At 71.8% G+C, this 25,120-nt stretch carries 19 protein-coding genes; 11 read left to right on the forward strand and 8 right to left on the reverse strand.

What is annotated here, in order from left to right; translation table 11 throughout:
• Window positions 1-73: 73 nt before the first annotated feature.
• Entirely contained in the window at window positions 74-715 is a 642-nt protein-coding gene (locus tag E1281_RS17940; RefSeq protein ID WP_279433621.1) for a response regulator transcription factor, read from the reverse strand.
• Window positions 712-1,851: an ATP-binding protein gene (locus E1281_RS17945; RefSeq protein ID WP_243717071.1), complete on the reverse strand. Its 1,140-nt coding sequence runs from the start codon at window positions 1,849-1,851 to the stop codon at window positions 712-714. The genes E1281_RS17940 and E1281_RS17945 overlap by 4 nt, the downstream gene beginning before the upstream one ends.
• 259 nt (window positions 1,852-2,110) lie before the next feature.
• Here E1281_RS17945 and E1281_RS17950 point away from each other — a divergent pair, with 259 nt between their 5' ends.
• The 3 genes from E1281_RS17950 (at window position 2,111) to E1281_RS17960 (ending at window position 4,437) form a co-directional block, all read left to right on the forward strand.
• Complete coding sequence (locus E1281_RS17950) at window positions 2,111-3,457, forward strand: PspC domain-containing protein (RefSeq protein ID WP_165958983.1); 1,347 nt, start codon at window positions 2,111-2,113, stop codon at window positions 3,455-3,457.
• Window positions 3,450-3,668: a hypothetical protein gene (locus tag E1281_RS17955; RefSeq protein ID WP_131879627.1), complete on the forward strand. Its 219-nt coding sequence runs from the start codon at window positions 3,450-3,452 to the stop codon at window positions 3,666-3,668. The genes E1281_RS17950 and E1281_RS17955 overlap by 8 nt, the downstream gene beginning before the upstream one ends.
• Window positions 3,669-3,738: 70 nt before the next feature.
• Entirely contained in the window at window positions 3,739-4,437 is a 699-nt protein-coding gene (locus E1281_RS17960; RefSeq protein WP_131879629.1) for a TetR/AcrR family transcriptional regulator, read from the forward strand.
• On the opposite strand, the gene E1281_RS17965 is transcribed toward E1281_RS17960, so the two are convergent.
• A complete protein-coding gene (locus E1281_RS17965) occupies window positions 4,419-4,859 on the reverse strand; it encodes a cysteine dioxygenase (protein WP_243717066.1) in 441 nt (146 codons plus the stop codon). The genes E1281_RS17960 and E1281_RS17965 overlap by 19 nt on opposite strands.
• Before the next feature lie 244 nt (window positions 4,860-5,103).
• Here E1281_RS17965 and E1281_RS17970 point away from each other — a divergent pair, with 244 nt between their 5' ends.
• The 8 genes from E1281_RS17970 (at window position 5,104) to E1281_RS18000 (ending at window position 13,604) form a co-directional block, all read left to right on the forward strand.
• On the forward strand, window positions 5,104-6,669 hold the full coding sequence (locus E1281_RS17970; protein WP_243717067.1) for an alkaline phosphatase D family protein: 1,566 nt from the start codon (window positions 5,104-5,106) through the stop codon (window positions 6,667-6,669).
• A gap of 357 nt (window positions 6,670-7,026) precedes the next feature.
• Complete coding sequence (locus tag E1281_RS42590) at window positions 7,027-7,152, forward strand: hypothetical protein (RefSeq protein WP_279433622.1); 126 nt, start codon at window positions 7,027-7,029, stop codon at window positions 7,150-7,152.
• A complete protein-coding gene (locus E1281_RS17975; RefSeq protein WP_131879633.1) occupies window positions 7,149-7,856 on the forward strand; it encodes a peptidoglycan-binding domain-containing protein in 708 nt (235 codons plus the stop codon). The genes E1281_RS42590 and E1281_RS17975 overlap by 4 nt, the downstream gene beginning before the upstream one ends.
• A 186-nt stretch (window positions 7,857-8,042) precedes the next feature.
• Window positions 8,043-8,534 (forward strand): (2Fe-2S)-binding protein, encoded by a 492-nt coding sequence (locus E1281_RS17980; protein WP_131879635.1) that lies wholly within the window; start codon window positions 8,043-8,045, stop codon window positions 8,532-8,534.
• Window positions 8,531-10,963, forward strand: a complete 2,433-nt coding sequence (locus E1281_RS17985; RefSeq protein ID WP_131879637.1) for a xanthine dehydrogenase family protein molybdopterin-binding subunit — start codon at window positions 8,531-8,533, stop codon at window positions 10,961-10,963. Before E1281_RS17980 ends, E1281_RS17985 begins: the two co-directional genes overlap by 4 nt.
• Window positions 10,960-11,817, forward strand: coding sequence for a xanthine dehydrogenase family protein subunit M (locus tag E1281_RS17990; RefSeq protein ID WP_131879639.1), 858 nt, complete (start codon window positions 10,960-10,962; stop codon window positions 11,815-11,817). The genes E1281_RS17985 and E1281_RS17990 overlap by 4 nt, the downstream gene beginning before the upstream one ends.
• 181 nt (window positions 11,818-11,998) lie before the next feature.
• A complete protein-coding gene (locus E1281_RS17995; protein WP_131879641.1) occupies window positions 11,999-12,808 on the forward strand; it encodes an SRPBCC family protein in 810 nt (269 codons plus the stop codon).
• Between the two features lie 94 nt (window positions 12,809-12,902).
• Entirely contained in the window at window positions 12,903-13,604 is a 702-nt protein-coding gene (locus E1281_RS18000) for a class I SAM-dependent methyltransferase (protein ID WP_131879655.1), read from the forward strand.
• Window positions 13,605-13,637: 33 nt separating this feature from the next.
• Here E1281_RS18000 and E1281_RS18005 read toward each other — a convergent pair whose 3' ends face one another.
• The 5 genes from E1281_RS18005 to E1281_RS40325 form a co-directional block, all read right to left on the reverse strand.
• The gene (locus E1281_RS18005) at window positions 13,638-17,201 is read right to left on the reverse strand and encodes a bifunctional glycosyltransferase family 2 protein/CDP-glycerol:glycerophosphate glycerophosphotransferase (RefSeq protein WP_131879643.1); all 3,564 of its coding nucleotides are present in this window, start codon (window positions 17,199-17,201) and stop codon (window positions 13,638-13,640) included.
• Window positions 17,202-17,223: 22 nt separating this feature from the next.
• Window positions 17,224-20,667, reverse strand: coding sequence for a bifunctional glycosyltransferase family 2 protein/CDP-glycerol:glycerophosphate glycerophosphotransferase (locus tag E1281_RS18010; protein WP_131879645.1), 3,444 nt, complete (start codon window positions 20,665-20,667; stop codon window positions 17,224-17,226).
• A gap of 183 nt (window positions 20,668-20,850) precedes the next feature.
• The gene (locus E1281_RS18015) at window positions 20,851-22,167 is read right to left on the reverse strand and encodes a PQQ-binding-like beta-propeller repeat protein (protein WP_131879647.1); all 1,317 of its coding nucleotides are present in this window, start codon (window positions 22,165-22,167) and stop codon (window positions 20,851-20,853) included.
• Window positions 22,160-23,437, reverse strand: coding sequence for a PQQ-binding-like beta-propeller repeat protein (locus E1281_RS18020; protein ID WP_165958984.1), 1,278 nt, complete (start codon window positions 23,435-23,437; stop codon window positions 22,160-22,162). Before E1281_RS18020 ends, E1281_RS18015 begins: the two co-directional genes overlap by 8 nt.
• On the reverse strand, window positions 23,428-25,120 hold a 1,693-nt coding region (locus E1281_RS40325), incomplete at its 5' end, for a DUF6745 domain-containing protein (protein WP_347813291.1). The genes E1281_RS40325 and E1281_RS18020, both read right to left, overlap by 10 nt.

Here is a 25,120-nt window from a genome sequence, read left to right on the forward strand (position 1 = left end):
CCCGGATGACCGGGCGCGGGGGGAGGGTAGGTCATGGGGAGCGACTGTCCCATATCCGGCGGAAGGTCGCGCGTCACACCAGGCGGCGGGCGGCGGCCCAGCGCGACAGCTCGTGCCGGTTCGACAGCTGGAGCTTGCGCAGGACGCTGCTGACGTGCGTCTCGACGGTCTTGACCGAGATGAACAGCTCCTTCGCGATCTCCTTGTAGGCGTAGCCGCGGGCGATGAGCCGCAGCACGTCCCGCTCCCGCTGGGTGATCTGGTCCAGCTCCGGGTCGACGGCGGGGACGTCCGTGGCGGCGAACGCGTCCAGCACGAAACCGGCCAGGCGCGGCGAGAACACGGCGTCGCCCTCGGCGACCCGGCCGATCGCGTCGGTCAGCTCCGGCCCCGAGATGGTCTTGGTGACGTAGCCGCGCGCCCCGCCCCGGACGACGCCGATCACGTCCTCCGCCGCGTCCGACACCGACAGCGCGAGGAACTTGGACGAGACCGCGCCGTGCAGCCGCCGCAGCACCTCGATGCCCCCGCCGCCGGGCAGGTGGACGTCCAGCAGCACCACGTCCGGCTGCGTCCCGCGGATCACCGAGACCGCCTCGTCGACGTCGCCCGCCTCCCCGACGATCTCGACGCCGCCGCCCAGCTCGGCCTTGACCCCGGTACGGAACATCTGGTGGTCGTCGACCAGCACGACCTTGTTCAGCGGACCGCTCACGATTTCTTGATCTCCAAACGCACTTCCGTGCCCTCGCCTGGCTCGGTGCGGACGGTGGCCTTGCCGCCGTTGCGCTCCATACGTCCGATGATGGACTCCCGGACCCCCATCCTGTCCTGCGGGACCTGGTCGAGGTCGAATCCCTTGCCCCGGTCGCGGACGAAGATGGCGACCTCGTCGCCCTCCACCTCGGCGTACACCGAGACGGACGGGGCCTCGGCGTACTTGGCGGCGTTCACCATCGCCTCCCGCGCGGCCTGGAGCGCCGCGCCGAGCGGTTCGTCCAGCGCCGTGTCCCCCACGCAGACGATCTCGATCGGCACGCCGTGGTCGTCCTCGACCTCCCCCGCCAGCTCCCTGATCGCCGCGGCGAACTTCTGGTCGGGGTCGGCGCGCGGCTGGTAGAGCCAGGTCCGCAGCGTCCGCTCCTGCGACCGGGCGAGCCGCTGCACTTCGCGGGAGTCGTGCGCGTTGCGCTGGATGAGCGTCAGCGTGTGCAGCACGGAGTCGTGGATGTGCGCGGCGAGCTCGGCCCGCTCCTGCGACCGGATCCGCTCGTGCCGCTCGGCGTCGAGGTCCTGCCAGAGCCGCACCACCCACGGCGTCACGATCACCGCGACTCCGGTGAGGATGATCAGCATGGCGACGATGACGGACCGCGCCTGGGCGGCCTCGACGTTCTGCACCACGACGCCGCCGATCCCGCCGACGACGAGCAGCAGCCCGAGCAGGCTGCGCAGCCACCGCTGGCGGAGCGGGAGCGTCCAGCGCTGCCGCTGGTCGCGGTCGGCCTGCTGCCACAGGATCGCGGCGCCGACGCCGCCGATGACGAACGGCCACAGCGCCCACTGGACGACCCCGGCCGCGCCCCACGGCAGCGCCACCAGGCCCAGCGTGACCGCCGAATAGGCCAGGAGCTGCCCCCAGTCGCGCCCGCGGCGCCGGCCGGGTGCCCGTTCGGGCTTCTCGGGGGCGGGCACGAGGATCCAGAACGCGGCGTACGCGGCGATGCCGAGGAAGCCCGCCATCGTCAGCAGCACGAACGCCGCGCGGACGATCAGGACGTCCACGCCGAGGTGCTCGGCGAGGCCGCGGGACACGCCGGCGATGAGCCTGCCCTCGGCGGCGCGCTCCAGCCGCGGCGCCGCCGGCGCCGCGGCCGGCTCCCCGTCCGGCGGCGCGGGCGGTGGCGCTCCCGGTCGTCGGGGCGGCGCGGCACCGGGCTGCCCGGCCGTCTGTTCGCTCACCGCCGTCCTTCCCAAGGTTCTGCCACGTTATCGATGGTCACACGCCGTACCGCGAACCGCATCAGGGCACCACCCCGGCCTTGCCTCAGGGTCGGGTCAGGGGTGTCCCCGATACCGCGCACGGTCCTCCGCCCGTCACGATGGGACCATGAGTGAGGAGCAGGACGTCGGGAGCGGCGCGGAACGCGGGCAGGCCGCCGGGGGCTACGAACGGTTGGCGCGGGACGCCGAACGCCGCGTCCTCGTCGGCGTGTGCACCGGCCTCGGCCGCTACACCGGCATCGATCCCGTGGTCTACCGGGTGGGGTTCGGTCTCCTGGTCCTCGCCCACGGGCAGGGCGTCATCCTCTACGTGGCGGCGGCCCTGCTGATGCCCGCGAGCCCGGGTGAGACGTCGCTCGCGGAGCAGCTCTTCAAGCGGTGGTTCGACGCCGCTGCGGTCATGACGATTCTCGGCGCCCTGCTGTGCGCGGGAGTCGTGTTCAGCCTGTTCGGCGGCGTCCCCACCGACGCGATAGCCGTCCTGGTGCTGTTCGGGCTGGTGATGCTCGTCGCGCACTCGCGGGGCGTGAACCTGGTGGGGGCGGCGCGGTCCGTCCCGGAGCGGCTCGCCGGGCATCCGCCGGAACCGGCCGCCGAGTGGACCCGGTCCGAGGACGTCACGGTCAGCAGCGTCTCCCTGTTCAAGGACGCGGGGTCCAAGGACGCGGGCCTCCGGCACGGCGACACGCCGCCGGAGCCCCCGCCACCGCCGGACGGGGGGCGGCTGCCCGGCGGCATGGTCGACCTCGCCGCCTACAGCGCCGCGCACTCGGCCGCCCAGGCCGACGCCCTGCCGGACGACGAGCCGTCCGCGGAGGCGCCGGCGAAGAAGGAGCCCTGCCGGCGCTCCCCCACCGCGACGATCACGCTGCTGGCCGCCATGGCCGCGGGCGCGGCGATGATCCCGGTCGCGCAGCCGTACCCCGCCCCGGACTCGTGGCTGATCGTCATGGCCCCCGCGCTCGCCGTCGTCGGGGTCGGGCTCGTCCTCGGCGGCTGGCTCCGGACGCGGGGACTCGCGACCGCCGGCACCGTGCTCTCCCTCGCGATGCTGACCACGTCGGTCGCGGGCGACCTGCCGCGCAACGCCGAGTACGGCGAGGTCGAGTGGCGTCCCGTGGACGCCGCGCAGGCCGCCCGGGAGTACCGGGTCGGCGCCGGGCAGGGGACGCTCGACCTGACCTCCCTCCCGGTCGCCGCCGGGCAGCGCGTCACGATCAACGCCGAGGTGATGCTCGGCGGGATCGAGATCAGGGTGCCCTCCACCGCGCGCGTCAGGGTGGACGCGAAGATCACGCTCGGCGACCTGCGCGTCGGCAGCAAGACGACCAGCGGCCCGAACGTCACGAGCACCGAGGTCCTGGAGCCCGAGGGAGGACCGGGCGGCGACCCTCCGGTGATCGATCTGCGGATACGCGGGAAGGTCGCGGACGTGGACGTGCTCCGTGGCTGAGCGGCAGGGGAAGCGGCGGCGCCGGTTCGACCCGGCGGGGCCCGTCACGGGCCTGTTCTTCCTCGCCCTCGCGGGCCTGTTCCTCGCCGACGGCCTGACCGACGACCGGCTGCTGGCCCCGGCGACGCTCGCCCCGGTGGTGCTGATCGGACTGGGGCTGGTCGGGACCGTCCGGGTGCTGACCCGCGGACGCCGCCGCGACCTGCGGTGACCCGGCGCCCCCGCGCGCCGGGGACGCGAAGTACCCTGACCTCGACGACTGGGGATCAGAGCGAGGTCAGATGTCAGGTCAGCCCGGCACGCCCGAGACGTGCGGCACCGAGGTGCTGCCCGGCTCCCGTTCCGCGCTGGACCCGGACCGCGCCATCAAGCCGGGACGGCACGGCCTGTCCCCCGAGACCGTCGCCGGCATCCAGCGCGAGCGGCTCATCGACGCGTTCGTCCAGGTGGTGTCGGAGCGCGGCTTCGCCCACACGACGATCAGCGGCGTGACGGAGGCGGCGGGGGTCACGAAGAAGACCTTCTACGCGCACTTCACGGACCTGGACGCGTGCTTCCTCGCCGCCTACCAGCGCGGCATGGACATCCTGCTCGCCCGCATGACGGAGGTGTACGACGCCGCGCCGACCTGGCCGGACGGGATCCACGCCGCGCTGCGCACGTTGCTCGCCGCCCTGGCCCGCGAGCCGCGGTTCGCGCGGGCCGCGCTGGTCGAGGTGAACGCGGCGGGCCCGAAGGTCAGGCAGGCGCGCATCGGCAACCTCACCCGGTTCCGCGCGTTCTTCGACGCCCCGTCCCTCGCGCCCGTCCCGGTCTCCGTGGTGGACGCGATCGTGGGCGGCATCTACAGCGCGATACACGTCCAGACGGAGACGGGCGAGGCGGAGGAGCTGCCGTCGCTGCTGCCGTCCCTCACCTACTTCGTGCTGCTCCCGCTCATCGGGCGCGAGGCGGCGTCCCGCTACCTGTCGGAGTCCTGACCGCGCTCTCCGGGGACCGGCGCGCCGGCGTGCAGGCTGACCGCGAACGCCGGACCGGGGTTCGTCAGCGCGTTCCCCGCTCCCTCGTGCCCGTGCACCCGGACGCGGTTGGCGCGCAGCGGGCGTTCGGTGACCCCGCATTCGGCGATCACCACCTCGGCCAGCTCGCCCGCGACGAGCGTGCTGACCTGCCCGCGGACCGGCCCGCCGTGGCCGGGCGGCCAGGTGGTGAGCCACACCTGGTCGTCGAGGTGGACGTGCGCGGGCCTCGCGGCGTCGAAGCCGACGAGCCGCCACCACTCCTCGGGACGTCCGGCGAGGTCACGGACACGGCCGGCGAGCTGCCCGACGGTGGGCGGACGGGCGGTGACCGCGCGGCCGTGCGGATCGTCCTGGCCACGCATGGTGAGATCGGGAACCACGGAAAGGTCCTTCGCGAACGTGTGTCGGCTGGACAGGGATCGGTGTCAGCGACAACACGAAGGACACAGCGCGCTGGCCACGCGGCCGAGGGCCACGGGGCTGCCGGGAGACACTGGCGCTGGCATGCGTACAAGAAGACACTCGGTAACCGGGGGTTGTCAAGCCGATCACCGGAACGCCACGCGGAGGCCGCCCGGCACGGAGAACATGCGCACGGAATCGGATCAAGGAACGGAGCCCACGATGGACCGTCGAAGCGTGCTGCGCGGTGGCCTGGTCACGACCGGCGGGGCGGCCGCCGCCCTGCTCGCCGGCGGCGGGCCGGCCTCCGCTCGCCCCGCGGCGAGCCCGACCCTGCTCCGCTCAGGGCGCCCGCGGCCGACCCACGGCGTCCAGAGCGGCGACGTGACCGCCCGCGAGGGCGTGGTGTGGGTCCGCTCCGACCGTCCCGCCCGCATGCTGGTGGAGGTGAGCCGCCGTCCCGATTTCCGGGACGCCCGTACGGTTCGCGGGCCCGTCCTCACCCCGGACACGGACCTGACCGGCAAGACGCTCCTGCGCGGCCTCCCGCCCGGTGAGGAGATCCACTACCGCGTCCGGCTGGCCGGGCTCGACCGCAACGGGGACGTCTCGGAACCGGCCACGGGCCGCCTCCGCACCGCGCCCGGCGAGCACCACCGCGGCCACCGGGACATCCGGTTCGTCTGGTCGGGCGACCTCGCCGGCCAGGGCTGGGGCATCAATCCCGACTTCGGCGGCTACCGCATCTTCAAGGCGATGGGCGCCGCCGACCCCGACTTCTTCCTGTGCAGTGGCGACCTCGTCTACGCCGACGGCCCCCTCAGCGAGACGGTCGAGCTCCCCGACGGCCGCACGTGGCGCAACATCGTGACCCCGGAGAAGTCGGCCGTCGCGCAGACCGTCGCCGAGTACAGGGGGCAGTTCCGCTACAACCTGGAGGACGCCGATCTGCGGGCGTTCAACGCCCGCGTCCCGATGCTGTACCAGTGGGACGACCACGAGACCGTCAACAACTGGTACCCGGGCGAGATCCTCGACCTGCCCGAGTACACGGAGAAGCGCGTGGACGTCCTGGCCGCCCGCGCCCGCAGGGCGATGTTCGAGTACACCCCGGTCAGGACCGCCCGCTCCGGCCGCCTCTACCGGAAGATCTCCTACGGGCCGCTCCTGGACGTCTTCATGCTCGACATGCGCTCCTACAAGGACGCGAACGGCGCCAACACGTCCCCGACGCAGAGGAACGGCCTGCTAGGGGCCGAGCAGGCGGCCTGGCTCAAGCGCGAACTCCGCCGCTCGAAGGCCACCTGGAAGGTCATCGCGGCCGACCTGCCCATCGGTCTGATCGTCCCCGACGGCACCGCCCAGGAGGGCACCGCCCAGGGCGACGACGGCCGGCCGCTGGGCCGCGAGCGCGAGATCGCGGACCTGCTCTCCCACGCCAAGCGCCACCGGGTCCGGAACATGGTCTGGCTCACGGCCGACGTCCACTACACGGCCGCCCACCACTACGACCCCTCGAAGGCCGCCTTCTCCGACTTCGACCCGTTCTGGGAGTTCGTCTCGGGCCCCCTCAACGCGGGCGGCTTCGGCCCCAACGAGCTCGACGGGACGTTCGGCCCCCAACTCAAGTTCGTGAAGGCGCCGCCGCGGGCGAACGCGTCGCCCGCCGAGGGGTACCAGTTCTTCGGTCACGTGGAGATCGACGCCCACTCCAGGACTCTGACCGTCAGCCTCCGGGACCTGGACGGCAAGGTGCTCTACACGCAGACCCTCGACCCCCGCCGCTGACGGTCGCGCCGGGGGCCCTGCGCTACCGGCTGAGGATCAGGTAGGCGATCCAGGTGAGGACGAGCGTCACGGCCAGCGATCCCACACAGCCCAGCCGGGAAGAGAAGAAGAACATAAGCGCCCTCTACCCCGGAATCCGTGCAGGTCGCCCGCCCGGAACGGGCCGGTGGCAGGTGTTACCCGACAGGGAGGATGACACGGCCATTGGGTGGATTTTGGGACGAAAACCGGAGAATTACGGGGTGATCCCGTTACGGTCGGTGTGGAGTCGCCCACGCAACGGGGCGGCCGAAGCGAACGCTCACGGAGAAGCACGTGACCCCCGAGAACCGAACGAACAGCACAGAAGCAGCCCATATGGACGAGGTGGACGTGAACCCCGGCGTCCACCGGCCCACCGAGCCCGACGAGGAGCAGGTCCTCAGGGAGCTGTACGGCGAGCCCGACGCCGACGGGATCTTCCGCGGGGAGGGGGCCGGATGAGCGCCGCGGGGATGATCGCCGAGGCCCGCAAGTCGCTCGGGATGTCGGGCCGCCCGAACAAGATCACCAAGGAGTACGCCTCCAGGCACGGGGACGAGTTCCTCAGCGCGGCCTGGTGCGACATGGCCGTCACGTACTGGGCGCGGCACAGCGGTAACGCGAGCGCCGTCCTCCCCGGAGGCGACCGCGCCTACACGCCCTGGCACGCCGAGGACTTCCAGAAGATCGGGCGCTGGCACAACGGGACGACCGCGAACGTCACCGAGGCCAAGCCGGGCGACATCGTGTTCTTCGACTGGGGCTCCAGCAACAGCATCGGGGCGATCGACCACGTGGGCGTGGTCGAGAAGGTCCTCGGCGGCGGTCGGCTCCAGACCATCGAGGCCAACACCGACAACGCGTGCAAGCGCCGTGTGCGCGGCTCCGGCGTGATCGCCGGCTACGGACGTCCCGCCTACGGCGGAGGCAACTGGACGGAGGACATGGTGAAGAAGCTCCCGGAGCTGAACAAGGGCGACAGCGGCGAGCACGTGGAGAGCCTCCAGGGGCTGCTGCAGGCGCGCAGCCACCCGGAGGTCAGCATGACCGGACGGTTCGACGACGCGACCGAAGCGGCCGTGAAGGCGGTGCAGCGGTGGGGCGGCGTGACCGACGACGGCGTCGTCGGTCCGAAGACCTGGCCCGTTCTGCTCCGCGTGCATTAGTGGCCATCGTTCTCTCAGATGTCGGTAATAACCGACGTCGGGGGCTAGTCCGGGATTCAACCGCGGCATAGGTTCGTAGGGTCGCCTTCCACGGAGGTGGGCCCCGATGACGTGGCCAGACCAGCGAGCCCCGCCAGGGACGTCTCTCTCTCGAAGTCCACCCCGAGACGTCCCTGGGAGAAGCGAATGCCACGTATCCGTGTCGAGGTCGATGGCTCGACGTACGAAGACGACGTCGAGCCACGCGTCCTTCTGATCCACTACCTGCGCGAACGGCTGGGGAAGGTCGGCACCCCGGTCGGCTGCGACACCAGCAACTGCGGAGCCTGCACCGTCCTGATGGACGGGATGAGCGTGAAGAGCTGCTCCGTTCTCGCCGTCCAGGCGGACGGCACCGACGTGACGACCATCGAGGGCCTCGGCATGGACGGCCGAACGCATCCCATGCAGCAGGCCTTCCATGAGGAGCACGCGCTCCAGTGCGGGTACTGCACGCCCGGCATGATCATGGCGTCCCTCGATCTGCTGCGGGAGAACCCCGACCCGTCCGACGAGGAGGTCCGCGAGGGCCTGGAGGGGAACCTGTGCAGGTGCACGGGCTACCAGAACATCGTCAAGGCCGTCCGTCGCGCCGCGGGTGAGATGCGCGATCCCGCCGGGCAGGAGGTGACGCCATGACCGCGGTCGAGAACGAGACCCCCGCCCGGGAGGTCGGCTCCCCGCGCAAGCGGTCGGAGGACGCCCGGCTCATCACGGGCCGGACCCGGTGGACCGACAACATGACGCCGGCGGGGACGCTGCACGTGGCGTTCCTGCGCAGCCCGCACGCGCACGCGAGGATCTCCGCCGTCGACACGTCCCAGGCGAAGGGCCGTCCCGGGGTGGTCGCCGTGTTCAGCGGTGCGGATCTCGCCGGGGAGCAGGGATCGCTGCCGTGCGCGTGGGTCGTCACCGACGACATGAAGCATCCCGAGCACCCGCCGATGGCGGTGAACGAGGTCCGCTACGTCGGTGAGCCGGTGGCGTGCGTGGTGGCCCGCGACAAGTACGCGGCGGCCGACGCCCTGGAAGAGATCGACGTCGACTACGAGCCGATGCCCGCCGTCGTCGACATGGAGGCGGCCCTAGCGGACGGCGCCGACCTCGTCCACGACGACCTGGGGACGAACAAGTCCTACACGTGGGTGTTCGAGAACGGGGATCTCGACGCCGCGATGAGGGACGCACCGGTCGTCATCGAACGCGAGTACGTTCAGCAGAGGCTCATCCCAACGGCGATGGAGCCGCGGTCGGTTCTGTGCGTCCCGGACGGGGACGACTTCACGCTGTACTCGGCCACGCAGATCCCGCACATCCTGCGGCTGATGCTGGCCACCGTCACCGAGATCCCGGAGCACCACATCCGGGTCGTCGCGCCGGACGTCGGCGGCGGCTTCGGCTCCAAGCTCCAGGTGTACGGGGAGGAGGTCATCGCGCTGCTGCTCGCCCGCAGGCTCGGCCGTCCGGTCAAGTGGTCGGAGTCCCGCAGCGAGGGCAACATGACCGTCCACCACGGACGCGACCAGATACAGCGGCTCACGCTCGCCGCGGACCGGGACGGGCGGATCCGCGGCCTGAAGGTGGATCTGCTCGCGAACATGGGCGCGTACCTCATGCTCGTCACCCCGGGCATCCCGTTGCTCGGCGCGTTCATGTTCAACGGCATCTACAAGATGGACGCCCTGTCGTTCACGTGCACGGGGGTCTTCACGACGAAGACGCCCACGGACGCCTACCGGGGCGCAGGCCGCCCGGAGGCCACGTACGCGATCGAGCGCATGATGGACGAACTGGCCGCCGAACTGGGCGTCGACCCCATCGAGGTACGGCGCCGCAACTGGATCGCCCACGAGGAGTTCCCGTACGAGACGATCGCCGGCCTCACCTACGACTCGGGCAACTACGAGGCGGCGACGGACAAGGCGCTGGAGCTCTTCGAGTACGACAAGCTGCGCGCCGAGCAGGCCGACCGCCGTGACCGGCAGGATCCGGTCCAGCTGGGCATCGGGGTGTCCACGTTCACCGAGATGTGCGGTCTCGCGCCGTCCCGTGTCCTCGGCTCGCTGTCCTACGGCGCCGGCGGCTGGGAGCACGCGTCGGTGCGCGTCCTGCCGTCCGGCAAGGTCGAAGTGGTCACCGGGTCGTCTCCGCACGGCCAGGGCCACGCGACGGCGTGGGCGCAGATCACCGCCGACCGGCTCGGTGTGCCGTTCGAGGACGTGAAAGTCCTGCACGGCGACACGGCCGTCTCACCCAAGGGCATGGACACCTACGGTTCGCGTTCCCTGGCCGTGGGCGGGGTCGCGCTGTACTCCGCATGCGAGAAGGTGGTCGACAAGGCCCGCAAGGTCGCGGCGCATCTTCTGGAGGCGTCCGAGCAGGATCTCGACTTCAGCGACGGGCGGTTCAGCGTCCGCGGCGTCCAGGAGGAGGGCAAGACGCTCCAGGAGGTCGCGCTGGCCGCGTTCGCCGCGCACGACCTCCCGGACGGCATCGAGCCTTCACTGGACTCCGACGCCACGTTCGACCCGGACAACTTCTCCTTCCCGCACGGCACGCACCTGTGCGCCGCCGAGGTCGACACAGAGACCGGGATGGTGAAGCTCCGCAAGTACGTGGCCGTGGACGACGTCGGGAAGGTCGTGAACCCGCTCATCGTGGAGGGGCAGGTGCACGGCGGCCTCGCCCAGGGCATCGCGCAGGCCCTCTACGAGGAGGCCGTGTACGACGCGGACGGCAACCTGACCACGACCACCATGGCCGACTACCTGATCCCGTCGGCCGCGGACCTGCCCACGTTCACGACCGACCGGACCGAGACCCCGGCCACGTCCAACCCGATGGGCGTGAAGGGCGTCGGCGAGGCGGGCACGATCGCCTCCACCCCGGCGGTCGTCAACGCGATCGTCGACGCGCTGCGCCCGCACGGCGTGCGGGACGTGCCGATGCCGTGCACGCCCGAACGCGTCTGGCGCGCCCTCCGAGGGGAAACGGGCGGTGAATCGAAACCGGGGGCGGACGAACCCGGTGCCGGTGGCGGACTCGGCTCGGCCGGAGGTGCGCAGTGATCCCCGCGACGTTCGACTACACACTGCCCGCCTCGGTGGACGACGCCGTCCGGGCGCTGTCCGACGCGGGCGAGGACGCCAAGGTGCTCGCCGGCGGGCAGAGCCTGATGCCGCTGCTGCGGATGCGGCTCGCCATCCCGGAGGCGCTGATCGACGTGGGCCGGATCGACGCGCTCCGGGAGATCCGGGACGAGGGCGACGCGCTGGTCATCGGCGCGATGGCGACGCATCACCAGGTGATCCGCGATCCGCTGGTGCGCGAGCACGTCCCGCTGCTGGCGCGGGCGGCGGAGACGGTCGCCGACCCGGCCGTCCGGCACCGGGGCACGTTCGGCGGGTCGCTGGCGCACGCGGACCCGGCGGGCGACCTTCCGGCGGTCGCGCTGGCGCTGGACGCGGTGTTCCTCGCCCGGTCGGCGGGCGGTGAGCGGGAGATCCCCGCGTCGGAGTTCTTCGTCGACTGGATGACGTCGGCCCTGGAGCCCGACGAACTGCTCGTGGGGATCCGCGTACCGAAGCTGGGTTCCGGCTGGGGCGTCCACTACGAGAAGTTCCACCGGACGGCGCAGGCGTGGGCGATCGTCGGGGTCGCGTGCGCCGTCCGCCGCAACGGTGACGGGATAGAGGAGGCACGCGTCGCGCTGACCAACATGGGGCCGGCCCCGGTCAGGGCGGACGCGGTGGAGATCGCGATCAGGGGCGGGTCCGCGTCGGAGGACGCGTTCAGGACCGCCGCCGCGCAGGCCGCGGCGGGCACCGAGCCGCCCACCGACCTGCACGGGTCGTCGGAGTACCGGACGCATCTGGCGACGGTGCTGACCGCGCGGGCGCTGAGCGCGGCGTCCGGCGTCTGACGCCGGCTGACGGCCGTGCGGCCGGGTCTTCGGGTGCGGAGATCCGGCCGCATGGTCGTCCCACCGGCGGGTATCGGGCGGTACGATCGCGATCCCGGGCCGGGGGCGGTCCCACTGGCGACGGAAGGGCGGCCACCGTAGGGTCGCGGCATAGGTCTCCGGACGATAAGGACATCTGATCATGGAACTCGACCACGATTTCACCGTCCCCGTACCGGTGGATCAGGCCTGGTCGGTGCTGCTCGACGTGGAGCGCGTGGCGACGTGCATGCCCGGCGCGACCCTGGATTCGGTCGAGGGCGAGGAGTACAAGGGCCGGATGAAGGTGAAGGTCGGCGCGATGACCATCACCTACCGGGGCTCCGCGCGCATCGTCTCGGCGGACGAGTCGTCCCGCACGGTGACGCTGGAGGCGTCCGCGAAGGAGGCCCGCGGTTCCGGGACGGCTTCCGCGACCGTCCAGGCGAAGCTGCACGAGGAGGACGGCACGACCCGGGTGACCGTGCACACCAAGCTGAACGTGACGGGGCGTCCGGCGCAGTTCGGCCGCAACATCCTGTCCGAGGTCGGCTCCAAGATCATCAACCGGTTCGCCAAGTCGCTGGAGGAGGAGCTGGAGTCGTCCGGCGTGTCCCCGGAGGCGGCGCCCGCGGCCGAGCCGGAGGCCGTGAGCAAGCCCGAGCCCGCTGACAAGCCCGAGCCCGCTGACAAGCCCGAGCCCGCTGACAAGCCGGGGCCCGCCACGGCGGACGTCGTCGCGCCCGTCCCGGACCTGGCGCCGGAGACCGCCGCCGCGCCGGAGGCCCCGGCCGCCGCGCCCGCGGAGAAGCGGGACAGGCCGCTGCGGGTGGCGCGGGAGGACGACGCGATCGACCTGCTGGAGGTCGCGGGCCCGTCGGTGGCCAAGCGGGCCGTCCCGGCGGTCGGCGGGCTGGTCACGCTGCTGGTGGCGGTCCGCTTCCTGCGCCGCCGTCGGCGCAGGAAGCGCTGAGGCCCGGCCCGGCGTCAAACGCCGGTCAACGATTCACCGCCGGACGGCGGTGCCGGTGGAACGCGCCGCCCCCGATGCCGTCGGCTTGTCCCTTGTGGACACCATCGAGCTTCAGCGGATCGCGCGGATCGAGGACGGCAACTGGTGGTACCGCGAGCGCCGCGCGATCCTGTCCGCCGAGCTGCTGCGCATCAGCGTTCCCGGGACGGCCGTCGACATCGGGGCCGCGTCGGGCACGGGCTCCCGGGTGCTCGCCGAGCACGGCTGGGACGCCACGGCGATCGACCTGAGCCCGAACGCCGTCGCGCTGGCGCGCGCGCACGGCGTCGAAGCGTACGAGGGTGACGCGCGCTATCTCCCGCTTCCGCCGTGCGAGTACGATCTCGCGCTGGCGCTGGACGTCCTGGAGCACGTCGAGGAGGACGAGCGGGCGGCGGCGGAGATCACCCGGGTGCTGAGGCCGGGAGGGATCGCGCTGGTGTCCGTCCCATGCGACATGGCCCTGTGGTCGGCGCACGACGTGGCTCTCGGGCGGGTCCGCCGCTACTCGCGCCGCACGCTCGCCGAGCTCGTCGAGGGCGCCGGGCTGGTGCTGGAGCGGATGTGGAGCAGGGGCGTCCTGGTCCGGCCGTTCCTGCGCCTTCTCAGGCACCGGACGGCGCGCCGCGAGGATCTGGCCCCGCTCCACCCGCTCGCCAACGAGGCGCTGCGCCTCACCGCCGCGCTGGAACGCCGCCTCCCGCTCGCCTCGTGGCCCGGCACCCGCCTGTTCGCCCGTGCCCGCCGCCCCGGCTGACCTCCGCCGGGATCAGGGGACGGGCGTCCGGGGTCAGGGAACGGGCATCGTCGGGATGTGGCCGAAGATGCGGTCGACGGCCCGGACCGCCGCCTGGCCGTCGTCGTGCGGGCAGTACTTCACGAAGAAGCGGTCGTAGTCGTCGGCGTAGAGGTCCTCGCTGTCAGGCGCCTCCCTGACCGCTTCGGCGACCTTCGCGGACGTCGTCACGACCGGCCCGGGGGCCTCGGCCTCCAGGTCGAAGTAGAAGCCGCGCACATGGTCGCGGTAGCGCTCCAGGTCGTAGGTGTAGAGGACGATCGGCCGGCCCAGGATCGCGTAGTCGAACACGGTGGACGAGTAGTCGGTGACGAGCACGTCGGCCGCCATGTACAGCTCGCCGATGTCCGGGTACCGGGACACGTCGATGACGAACTCGCCCGTGGTGGGGCCGTCCCGGTCGGTGACGAGATGGTGGGCCCTCAGGAGGAGGACGTGGTCGTCGCCGAGGGTCTGCCGCATGGTCTCGACGTCCAGTTCCAGGGAGAACCCGTGGCTGCCGACCGCATGGTGCCGGTCGTCCCGCCAGGTGGGCGCGTAGAGGACGACCTTCTTGCCGTCGGGGATCCCCAGGCGCTTGCGGATGCGGGACCCGATCCTCTCCCACTCCGGCGTGCTGAGGATGTCGTTGCGCGGATACCCCGTCTCCAGGACCTCCCCCTCGTACTGGAAGGCGCGGCGCATGATGTGGGTGGCGTACGGGCTCGGTGAAAGCAGCAGGTCCCACCGCGGGACCTCCCGTTCCATCCAGTCGAGCCGTTCCGTGCGCCGGTAGGGCATGTCCTTCAGGTCGCGGGCGAGGCGCTTCAGCGGGGTGCCGTGCCAGGTCTGGACGTAGGTCTGGCCGTCCCGCTTGACGTACCAGGGCGGCATCCCGACGTTGGTGACGATGTAGCGGGCGCGGGCGAGGACGCGGTAGTGCTCGCGGCTTCCGGCCAGGACGGTCCGGGCCTTGCCGTCGACCGCGAACTGGCCGTCTCTGGAGACCCACACGCTTTCCAGGCTCGGCTTGCGACGGATCAGTTCCTCGTAGACGGCCCTCGGGTTGCAGCTGTACTGGGTCCCCTCGTAGGAGTCGAACACGGCGACGTCCGCGAGAGGGCTGCGCAGGTAGACGGGGTAGTCCCGCTGCTGGAGGAGCAGTTGGGCGTGCCTGCCGCGCTCGTCTTCGTCCAGGGCGGGGCGGCTGTGGAGAAGGAGCGCGTCCGTCTGGTGGACGTCGATCTCGAATTCGTGTGTCCCCTTGCGCCGCCCGCCGGGCAGTTCTGGGATCGACTCACGTTCGACGACGACGGCGACCTCGCCGGAACGCGCGCGTGCCACCAGCTCCCAGGTTCCGCTGCGCAGCGGGAGGTCGGTCCCGAACACGGCCACCGTCGCGGGCGTGAGCGAGGCGGTGAACTGGTCTCCGTCCCAGGTGACGGGGACTCGGTGCCGGTCACCCGACCTGTGCCGCCGCAGGACGAAGTGGTCGGGCCGGTCCTCGGGGTCCGCGAAGCCACCGGTCAGGGTGAGGAGACCGTTGCCGTCCCATTCGGCCGCGGTCACCACCGGCCGCAAGCTGCGCTCGACTCCGCGCAGGTTGCCGAACGCGGTGCGCGTGAGGGCGAACTCGCGGCCGGGTCCCGCATCTCCCTGCTCTGAACGAGCCGGAAGGGCGTACCGGACGGCGGAGACGTTACTGGCGACGGTGAGCCTCAGGGGCCCGCCCTCGCCGGTCAGCCTGATGTCCCAGTCGATGGCGTCCAGGAGGTGCGCGCCGTAGGCGTACACGTGGCCGCCTTCGTCGGGGATGGAGTTCAGGTCGGCCATCGGGAGGGTCGCCTTGAAGTCGAATCCGGTGCCCTCCGCCATGCGCAGCACGGCCGACTGGCGCAGCGTCACCTCGCCGCGGACCTCCGCGCCGCCGTGCCGGCGGGCGGCGACGATGGCGGCGCCCGCGCCCAGGGCGCGCCGCGTCCAGCCGGTCAGCTCCAGCCGGTCGCCGTCGCGCCGGATCCCGGTGAGGACGGCCTTGGCGCGCTTGACGTGGACGACGAACACGTCGTCGTCGCCCGCCGCCGGCTGGACGGCCACGTGCTCGTCCACCTGCCGCGCGGCCGTCCACCGGACGGCCGGGGCCATCGCCGTGAGCCGCTGGACGGCCTTGCGCCCCGCGGTCGACACTTCGGCGAACAGCTCGTAGGTGGCCGTCCGCCACTCGTCGCCGTCCAGCAGGTATTCGGGCTCCACCCGGACGGAGAACCCGGACCAGTCGTAGGACACGAGCGACTGGTCGGATCGGGCCGTCGCCTCCGCGCAGCGGATCCGTTCCACCGGCAGCCGGATCTCTTTGCCGGTCCTGACGTCGCGCATCCAGACGCGGATACGGGAGTCCGTCGCCGAGGACATGTCAAGCCGGTCGAAGTGTGCGTGCCCCTCGACGATGAGGGTGTCGACATCCCACTCCACACGGTCCACGTCCGCCCACAGGAGCATCTCGTCGGTGACGTCGTACAGCTCCTCGGGAATGGCGCGTTCCACATCGTCGAAAAAGGGGTAGCGGGCGTACCAGCGCGGCCGGAGGCGGCCTCGCTGGACGAGGGGGACGTCCTGCAGCCGCTCCTCTTCCTCGAAGCGGAGCACTTCCAGCAGTTCGGCCAGCATCCGCTCGCGGAGCAGGTACGTCTCCAGCCGCCTGATCGACGCCAGCCGGTCGATGGCGGACGGGTCGGCGGCGGCGACGACCTCGGCCCCCAGTTCGACGAGGCGTTCCCGCTCCTGCCACGTGGCACCGGGCAGAGCGAGGATCAGCGCGCGGACGTCCAGGTCCAGCGCGTACATGTCGTGGACGGCCAGCAGCTCCGGCGCGTGGTCCTCGACGAACTTCCGTACGGCCGCGTGGGTGGCCATCCGCTCGGTGATGTCCGCCGACTCGTGGCGGACCCGTGTGGCCGTCCCGGGACGCTCGCGCCAGAAGTAGACGGTGCTGTCGAGCACGTCCACCGAGGAGGCCACGATGTGGGTCTGCATGGCCGCGAGCACGTCGAGGGTCGCCGGGACCGTGAAGCGGTACGCGTCCCAGAACGCGCGCCGGAACACCTTGTTGCAGAGCATCCTGTCCTGCAGCAGGGCGGGGTGGCGGGTCGCGTCCGTCGCCTTCACCGTCATCGCGTAGGGCACGCTGTGCAGCGGGGACTGCCGGACCTGCGTTCCGTCCAGGCACATGACGTTTCCGCCGACGAGGTCCGATCCGGTCGACTCCAGCGTGCCGATCATCAGTTCGTAGGCGTACGGGGGCACGGCGTCCTTGCCGTCGACGAAGGCCAGGTAACGGCCCTTGGCCTGCTCCACACCGCTGTCCCCCGCCGACATCCCGGTGGACGGGTGGATCAGCGTGAATCGCCCGTCGCGTTCGGCGAAGTCCTTGGCGACGACCGCTCCGCCGTCGCTCGACCCGTCGTCCACCATGAGCACTTCCAGGTCGCGCATGGTCTGCCCGGCGAGCGACTCCAGGCATGCGGACAGGCGGTCCTCGGCGTTGCGGAAGGGGACGACGATGCTTATCTGGGGTGACACGAGCGGCTCCGTGGTGGGGTTTTCAGTGGTCGGGCTGGAGGACCCGGTCGAGCACACGGGAGGCGGCGTGGCCGTCGTCGTGCGGGCAGTACCGGGCGGCGAAGGCCGCGCGCGCGTCCCGGAAGCCGGTGTCGAGCGCGCCCGGATCGCGCAACGCGTCGACGACCTCCGCGGAGGTGCTCAGCATCGGGCCCGGGGCCTCGGCGTCGAAGTCGAAGTAGAAACCGCGCACGTGGTCGCGGTAGCGCTCCAGGTCGTAGGTGAAGAACACCATCGGGCGGCCGGTGACGGCGAAGTCGAACATGGACGACGAGTAGTCGGTGACGAGCACGTCGCTGATGAGGAACAGTTCGGAGATGTCGGGGTAGACGGACACGTCCATCACGCAGTCCCCCGGCTGGAGCCTCGGGCGGTCGGTGACGAGATAGTGGGTCCGCAGGAGCAGGACGTGGTCGTGCCCCAGCGCCGCCCTGAACCTGTCGATGTCGAGTTCCAGGCGGAAAGCGCGCCTGCCGACCGCGTGGGAGAAGTCGTCCCGCCACGTCGGCGCGTACAGGACGACTCGCTTGCCCTCCGGGATGCCCAGGCGCCGCCGCACCGCCGATGCGATCTCGTCCCGGTGCGGGCTGTTCAGGACGTCGTTGCGCGGATAGCCGCTTTCGAGAACGGGCCCGTCGTAGCCGAACGCGCGCCGGAACAGCGGCACGGAGAACGCGTTCTGGGCGAGCAGGAGGTCCCAGTGCTGGACGTCGTACTCCCACCAGTCGCGGCCCTGGGCGCGCTTGTACGGCATCTTCTTGACGTCGTATCCGAGCTTCTTCAGCGGCGTCCCATGCCAGCACTGCACGTACGTCTGGTCCTCCCGCTTGGCGAACCACTCCTTCTGCGACCAGTTGCCGAAGACGTAGCGCGCGCGGGCCATGACCTCGTAGTGCTCCCGCGTACCGGCCAGGACGGTCCGCGCCCCCGCCGGCTTACCGAACTGGCCGTTCTCGGTGACCCACACGCACTCCACGTCGGTTCCGCGCTTGCGGAGCTCGTCGTAGATGCCGCGCGGGTTGCACGAGTACTGGCGTCCCCTGTAGGCGTCGAACACGGCCAGCTCGCGGACGGGCAGGTTCAGGTGGCGGCGGTAGTGCCCGGACCGTATCCGGCTCTGCGCGTAGGCGCCGCGCTCGTCATCGTCCAGGGCCGTCTCAACGTGCAACAGCAGCTTGTCGGTCTTGTGGGCGCGGACCGTGATCCTGTGCAGGCCCGCCTCGAACGGCTCCGGCAGGTCGCGCAGGGTGTGGCGCCTGATGACGACCGGCTCTTCATTCCCGCCAAGGACGGCGAACACGTCCCAGCGGCCGGCGACGAGGGGACGTGACAGACCGAGTACGGGCATACGCGCCGGGGGGAACGCGGCCGTGAAACGGTCGCCTTCCCAGTGCAGCGCGACCGTGTGCTCCTCCGAGGACCGCCGCCGCCTGAGTATCAGGCAGTCGGGCCGTCCCTTGCGGTCTGCGCAGGTCCCCGCGAGGTGGATGGCGCCGTCAGACGACCAGGAGGCCTCGTCCACGGCGAGGACCCGCCCCCGGACGACGATCCGGAGCGTGCTCCGCCGCGTCCTGGCGAGTTCCACCTCCCCGCCCGGAATCGGGAACGCCCTGCCCGCCGGTTCCTCGTCCAGGTACGGCTTGACCTCGCCCGGCAGGGTGATCTCCCAGTCGCCGGGGCACCGGGCCAGCCCGGAGACCGGCAGCCTGGCCCGGAATCCGTCCTCGCCGACAGGTTCGATCTGGCCGGCGACCGTGGCCCGGCCCGTCCTCGCGGCGGCGACGACGTGCGGCGCGTCGCCGAGCGGCGCGCGGCTCCAGCCGTCCAGCCACAGCTCTCCGCGCTCCAGATGGCCTCCGACGACGGCGGCCGCCGTCCGCCGCACCTGCACGACGAACCGCTGCCTGCCCGCGACGCCCTGGACGAGCACGCCGGGCGCGCATTCGCGGTCGTGCGGCCACTGCCGCCCGGTGAGCCGCGGGTTCTCGAACGTGGACCGCCGCCGCAGCCCCCGGTTGACGATCTCGACGCACGGCACCCAGTCGACGTCCCGCCAGCGCCCGAGCAGCTTCAGCGACGCGGGGGCGATGTCCGCGACGAACCCCGACCAGTCGTAGGAGACCGCCGACTGCCGGGACCGCGCGGTCACGTCCGGCCTCCGGACCCGCGTGACCGGCACCCGCATGAGCCCGCGCTTGTTCGCCGCCACCATCCACACCCGGATGCGGGAGCCGTCCTCGGTCGAGGAGTCCAGATGCCGGATGTAGGCGTGCCCCTCGATGCGGAGCCGCCCGTCCACCCACTCGGCCCGGTCGATCGCCGCGACCGGCGTCAGCTCGTCGGTCACGTCGTACACGTGCTGCGGGACGGCCCGCTCCTCGACCTCGAAGAACGGGAACTCCGCGTACCACCGGGGCCGCAGGCCACGCCGCACCCTCGGCGCGTCCGCCGCCTTCCGGAGGTGGGCGAAGCGCAGCACCTCCAGCAGCTCCGGAAGCATCCGGCGGCTCAGCAGATGCACCTGGAGGCGCGTCATCGCGGGGAGCCTCTTCAGAAGGCGCGGGCCGATCCGCCGCGCCAGGTCCGCGCCGATCGCGACGAGCTCCTCGCGGTGCGCGTCCTGAGTCCTGGGCAGCGCCTCGAACACGGTGCGGAGCTCTATGTCGACGAGGGCGTACTCGTCGTAGGCGTCCAGAAGCCGGGGCGCGTACTCGGCCATCCCGTCACGCAGTACACGCGCGGACCGCAGGCGCTGGGTGAGGTTGTCCCAGTCGTAGCGGTCCCCTGTGATGGACCCCGGCCGCTTGCGCCAGTAGTAGACGGTGTCGCTCAGCAGGTCCACCGAGCGGGCCAGCGCATGCGCGCGCACGGTGACGGGCGGGTCCTCGTAGTAGCCCGTGGGGAACTCCAGGCCCGCCTTCTCCCAGAACCCGCGCCGGTACACCTTGTTCCACGGCGTCCTGTCGCGCATGAGCACCGGCTTGGACGACACATGCGTCCTCGGGCAGTTCTTGGTGAACACGCCTTCGTGCAGGGGCGACTGCCACTTGCGGTCCTCGTCCATCCGCAGGACGTTCCCGGCCGCGATGTCGGACCCCGTCCGCTCCAGCGACCCGACCAGCCGCGTGTAGGCCGCGCGGTCCACCACGTCGTCGGCGTCGGCGAACGCGAGGTACTCCCCCCGCGCCTGCCGCACCCCCGCGTTGCGGGCCGGGCCGGGCCCCTCGTTGTCGCGCGTCACCAGCCGGAACCGCGGGTCCTTCGCGCACATCTCCTTGGCGATCACGGCGCCGTTGTCGGCGGACCCGTCGTCCACCATGATCACTTCGAGGTCGCGCAGCGTCTGGTCGGCCAGCGACTCCAGGCACTCCCGCAGGAACTCCTCGGTATTGCAGAACGGCACGACGACGCTGAGCTTCGGGGACATGGGGCCTCCTCCTCGCCCCACCGAGCATGGTGACGTCACGCCACCACATGAACACGCATCGCGATTGCCGGAACGTCCCCTGACGCAGACTTGACCTCGGCTGGCCCCGCGTTTACGGTCCCGTGACCGTCCGCCCGACCTCCAGGACGGGACGGACGCCAGAAGCGGCCCCCGACTCCGGCCCTACTCGGTCGGCTGCGCGATGGCGCGGAACACGACGTCGTCATCGTCGTGGCGCGTCACGGACGTCTGGTTCAGGAAGAGTCTGCCCTGCGCGTACTGACGGCCGTACCTGGTGCTCAGATAGAGGCCGCTGGGGAGCCGCCACATGATCGACGTCTCGCCGGCGGCGGCGTCGACCGAGACGAGCCGGGGCGGCTCTCCACCGCCGCCTCCCTTGCCGCCGCTGCCCGGCTTGCGGGGCTGGGCGGCGATGAGCCGGTCGCCGTCGACGGCGAGCGGGTACAGGTGGTTGCCGTCCGGGTTCTCGGTGGACCACCGGGCACGGCCGGTGGTCAGGTCATGGGAGACGACCGGCGCGGCACGCGCGTCCTTGTCCTGGGACCGCCCCTTCGGTCTGACGTAGAGGCTGTCGCCGGAGACCACGACGTTCATGCAGCGATCGAGGTCCCGGCGGTCGTGGCAACGCACCTCGTCCCCGCCGTCCATGTCGATGCTCGTGACCGGCGCGCCGGACGGGTCGAGGACCACGAACCGCGACACGCCCCGGCCGCTGCCGCGGAGCCCGAGGACGACGCGGCGGGTCGTCGCCATCGCCTCGACCTTGTAGCCCGGAGGGACGTCGTAGCTCCACACGTGGCGGCCATTGCGCGGATCGAGCCGATGCACGCTGCGGGTCTCGTCCTCGCAGGTCCGCCCGGCCAGCAGCACGGGACCGCCCGACAGGACGTCGATCTCGCAGTCCGCGCCGCGGCTGTCGATCGTCCACAGCGGCTTGCCGTCGTCCAGCCGGAAGGCGGTGGTGCTGTAGCTCCAGTCCACCGCCACGACGCCCTCGCCGATGACGACCTGACCCGTCCGGATCGGATCGTTGGGCGTGATGGTCTCCTCCCAGACCTTCCGGCCCGTCTTCAGATCGATCAAAGCGACCCGATGGCACCCGATCCGCTCCTCACCGAACCGGACGGCGACCCGCCCGCCCACCGGACGGGACGAGACCGCGCACACCTCACCGGACAGCGGCACCGTCCAGCGCCGCTCACCGGTCGCGGCGTCGTACCCGGCCACGTCCCGCGCCCGCGCGATCCCCACCGTCGGCCCGGTCGCCCAGACCGTCGGCAGCACATCTTCGCCGCTCCTGAGCTCCCGGCCGTTCAGGCTCCACAGCACCGCCTCCTCACCGACCCCGCACGCGCCGGCGGGCAGCAGGAGGGCCAACGAGACGAGAACCGTCCCCCACCGCCGGAAACGGCGGCTCGGCCTGATCACCCGGAACCGCGGCGCCACCCGGAACCGCATCCGGGCGTCGTTCTCACTCATCGGGCCTCCCGAACGCTCGGAACGCGGTCCCTTCCTTGCCTGTCACGAGCTGTTTCATCAGGAAGAAGCGGTCTTGTGCGTACAAGCGGTCGGCCCCGCTGCGCACCCTGAAGTCGGACTTGCGGGTGAGGCTCCACATGATCGAGGTCTTGCCGGTGGCGGGGTCGACCGACACGAGCCTCGGCGGCTCACCCTGCTGGCCCCTTGCTCCGCCCGCAGTCTTGGGCTGGGCTGCGATGAGCCGGCCGCCGTCCATCCCGACCGGGAACAGGTGGTTGCCACCCGGGTTCTCGGTGCTCCATCTCGCGCGGCCCGTGGCCAGGTCGAAGGAGGCGACCGGCGCGAACGTCCGCTCCTTCTCGTCCTTGACCGGCCTGACGTTCGCCCTGATGTAGAGGCTGTCTCCGGTGGCCACGATGTTGTTGCATCGGTGAGGGCCTCGGTAACACAGCAGCGGGGACTTTCCGGCGATGTCGATGCTCGTGATCTGGTCGCCGGACGGGCCGAGGACCACGTACCGCGACCGGTCCCCACCCGGGCCGTCGCCGTCGAGCCCCAGGACGACGGGACGGCTCGACACCATCGCCTTGACCACGTATCCCGGAGGCGCGTCGTACCTCCACTGGGCCCGGCCGCTGTCCGGGTCGATCCCCTCCACGCGGCGGACCTTGCCCTTGTCCGCGTCGCAGGTCTGCCCGGCCACCAGTGCGGGACCGCTCGCCAGTCCCTGGATCGCGCAATCCACATCGCGGCTGTTGCGGTCCCACAGCGGCCGTCCGTCGTCAAGCCGGAACGCTGCCGTGGCGTGGACCTCGTCCACCACCACGACGTCCTCACTGACGACGACCTGGCCCTCCCCCACACGCTCGGCGGAGGGCATCGGCTGTTCCCAGAGCTTCCGGCCGCCCTTCAGGTCGACGGCGGCGACCCGGTCACAGCGATGCCTGCCCTGACCGAACTGGACGGCGACCCGGTCACCGGCCGGACGTGCCGACGCCGCGCACACCCTGCCCGCCAGCGGCACCGACCAGCGCACCTCACCGGTCGCGGCGTCGTACCCGGTCACCTCCCGCGCCCGCGTGATCGCCAGCGTCGCCCCGGTCGCCCACATCGTCGGCCGCAGGAAGTCACCGCCGCTGATCGTCCGGCCGTCCAGAGTCCACAGCAGCGTGCTGTTCCCGCCCCCGCATGCGCGGGCCGTCAGCAGGAAGGCGAGCACCACGGCGAGGGACGCCCACAGCCAGGGACGGCGCCGAGCCGTCACCCGCACCGGAACCACGTCGTGGGACGGTGCTCGTAGGCGTTGCCCTCCGCGGTCATCACCGGTATGAGGGCGGCCGCCATCGCCTCGGCCTGCTTCCGCCTCGCCCGGTACTCCTCCGGTGACAGCAGCCGTACCCCCAGTTCCGCTGCGGCCTCCTCGTCCGCCTCCTCCGGGTCGCCGCCGCCGGGGTCGGCGCTCACCATGAACTCAAGGGCCTCGGTGAGGTCGCGTCCCAGCACCTGGTAGCCGCCCTCGGAGTCGGCGTACAGCACCGGACGGCGGGGACCGTCACCGCAGAGGAAGTAGGTTCCGCCTGTACCGTGCCCGCCGATCGCCTCCAGCCGGGCCCCTCCGTACAGGTGGATCTCTTCGACGTGCTCGACGTGCGAGATGTGGGTCATCTCGAAGTCCAGCCCGGCGAGCGTGTCCTGGAGCGACTCGCTCTGCCGGATGCGGGCCAGCAGCTCCGGTTCCGGCGAAGGCTCGCGGATACCGTCCCCGAGCCAGACCGCGGCGGCCACCGGATCCACCGCATCGGTGGGCACCAGCGACGCGGCCCCGCTGCGGGCGCCTCCGGCACGCAGCACCACCCGGGCCGCACGCCCGAACACCGCCGCGGGGACGTCGTAGAGCTCCAGCTCGCAGCCGGGCTCGCCGGGGTCGGCCACCGGCTCCCCGACCCGCGCCAGCGGTGCCTCCGCGGCGAACCGGGGCCAGCCGAGACGCTCCAACGCACAGCGCCGCAGATCCGGGACGACGCGTGCGGCGCGGAGGACGGCCGCGTACGAGGCGGAGCCGAGCTGCTCCACCGTCCGCCCCTGCAGCTCCTCGTCGGAGCCGTACGCGATGTCGGCGGCGCTCCACCCGGGCTCGATGAGATCGGGCGGCACCACCTGGCCCCGCCAGCAGTGCTGCGCGAAACCGTCCGGATAGCGCACGGCCGGGCCGTCCTCCCTGTGGAGCCGGCCCGAGTCGTCCGTGTGGACCTCGGCGGGCGGAGGGGTCAGCAGCGCCACATCGTTGAGCGCCCACCACCACCCGACCGCCGGTGCCAGGCGCAGCAGCGGTCCGCCTTCCCCGCGGCGCACCGCCTCCACGATCAGCAGCGCGTGGTTCTGCGGCGCACGCACCGCCGCCCACACCTCGCGCCACCGCTTCCAGTGGCCGGGACGCGGCGCGTCCGCGCACGCCCGCACCGCGGCGCTCACCGCCTCCCACCGCTCCGCGGGGAACAGCGGCCGCATGCCCTCCAGCAGGCGCGCGTGCGCGGCGGCGCTGACCTGGGCGAAGAGTCCGGGGTCTCCGGGCCCCAGCGCCTCCTGCTGGAACCGTCCGGCGACCGCACCGTTGACGGCCCAGGCAGGCTCACCGACACGTCGCAGTACGGCCTGGAGGTCGGGCGCGTCCATGTCGTACGCGAGGTGGTAGGCCGAGGACACGTCCGGTAGCCGCCACCTGGGCGCGTACTCCTGGTCCTCTTCGAACTCGGAGGGCTCCTGGCGGTCGAACGTCCCGAACGCCCCTTCCAGCCGGGCCGTCGCCGCGCCCACCCACTCCTTGTGCGCGTCCGGATCTCCACCGAGGTGCTCGTGCCCGTAGAGGAGGGTCCGCGCCGCGATCGCACCCGCCAGCGGAGAGTCCAGCCAGATCACGACCTTGGGCCGCGCCCACCCCCGCTGGCCGTACACC

The organism is Actinomadura sp. KC345, from assembly GCF_004348515.1.
In the GTDB taxonomy this organism is placed as follows: Bacteria; Actinomycetota; Actinomycetes; order Streptosporangiales; family Streptosporangiaceae; genus Spirillospora.

Bases quoted from the DNA above. Each gene is read 5' to 3' on its own strand.
- E1281_RS18015 (WP_131879647.1), bottom strand. From the start codon at position 22,167: ATGAGTGAGAACGACGCCCGGATGCGGTTCCGGGTGGCGCCGCGGTTC.
- E1281_RS17980 (WP_131879635.1), top strand. From the start codon at position 8,043: ATGCCACGTATCCGTGTCGAGGTCGATGGCTCGACGTACGAAGACGAC.
- E1281_RS17985 (WP_131879637.1), top strand. From the start codon at position 8,531: ATGACCGCGGTCGAGAACGAGACCCCCGCCCGGGAGGTCGGCTCCCCG.
- E1281_RS18010 (WP_131879645.1), bottom strand. From the start codon at position 20,667: ATGTCCCCGAAGCTCAGCGTCGTCGTGCCGTTCTGCAATACCGAGGAG.
- E1281_RS17960 (WP_131879629.1), top strand. From the start codon at position 3,739: ATGTCAGGTCAGCCCGGCACGCCCGAGACGTGCGGCACCGAGGTGCTG.
- E1281_RS17950 (WP_165958983.1), top strand. From the start codon at position 2,111: ATGAGTGAGGAGCAGGACGTCGGGAGCGGCGCGGAACGCGGGCAGGCC.
- E1281_RS42590 (WP_279433622.1), top strand. From the start codon at position 7,027: ATGGACGAGGTGGACGTGAACCCCGGCGTCCACCGGCCCACCGAGCCC.
- E1281_RS17970 (WP_243717067.1), top strand. From the start codon at position 5,104: ATGGACCGTCGAAGCGTGCTGCGCGGTGGCCTGGTCACGACCGGCGGG.
- E1281_RS17995 (WP_131879641.1), top strand. From the start codon at position 11,999: ATGGAACTCGACCACGATTTCACCGTCCCCGTACCGGTGGATCAGGCC.
- E1281_RS17975 (WP_131879633.1), top strand. From the start codon at position 7,149: ATGAGCGCCGCGGGGATGATCGCCGAGGCCCGCAAGTCGCTCGGGATG.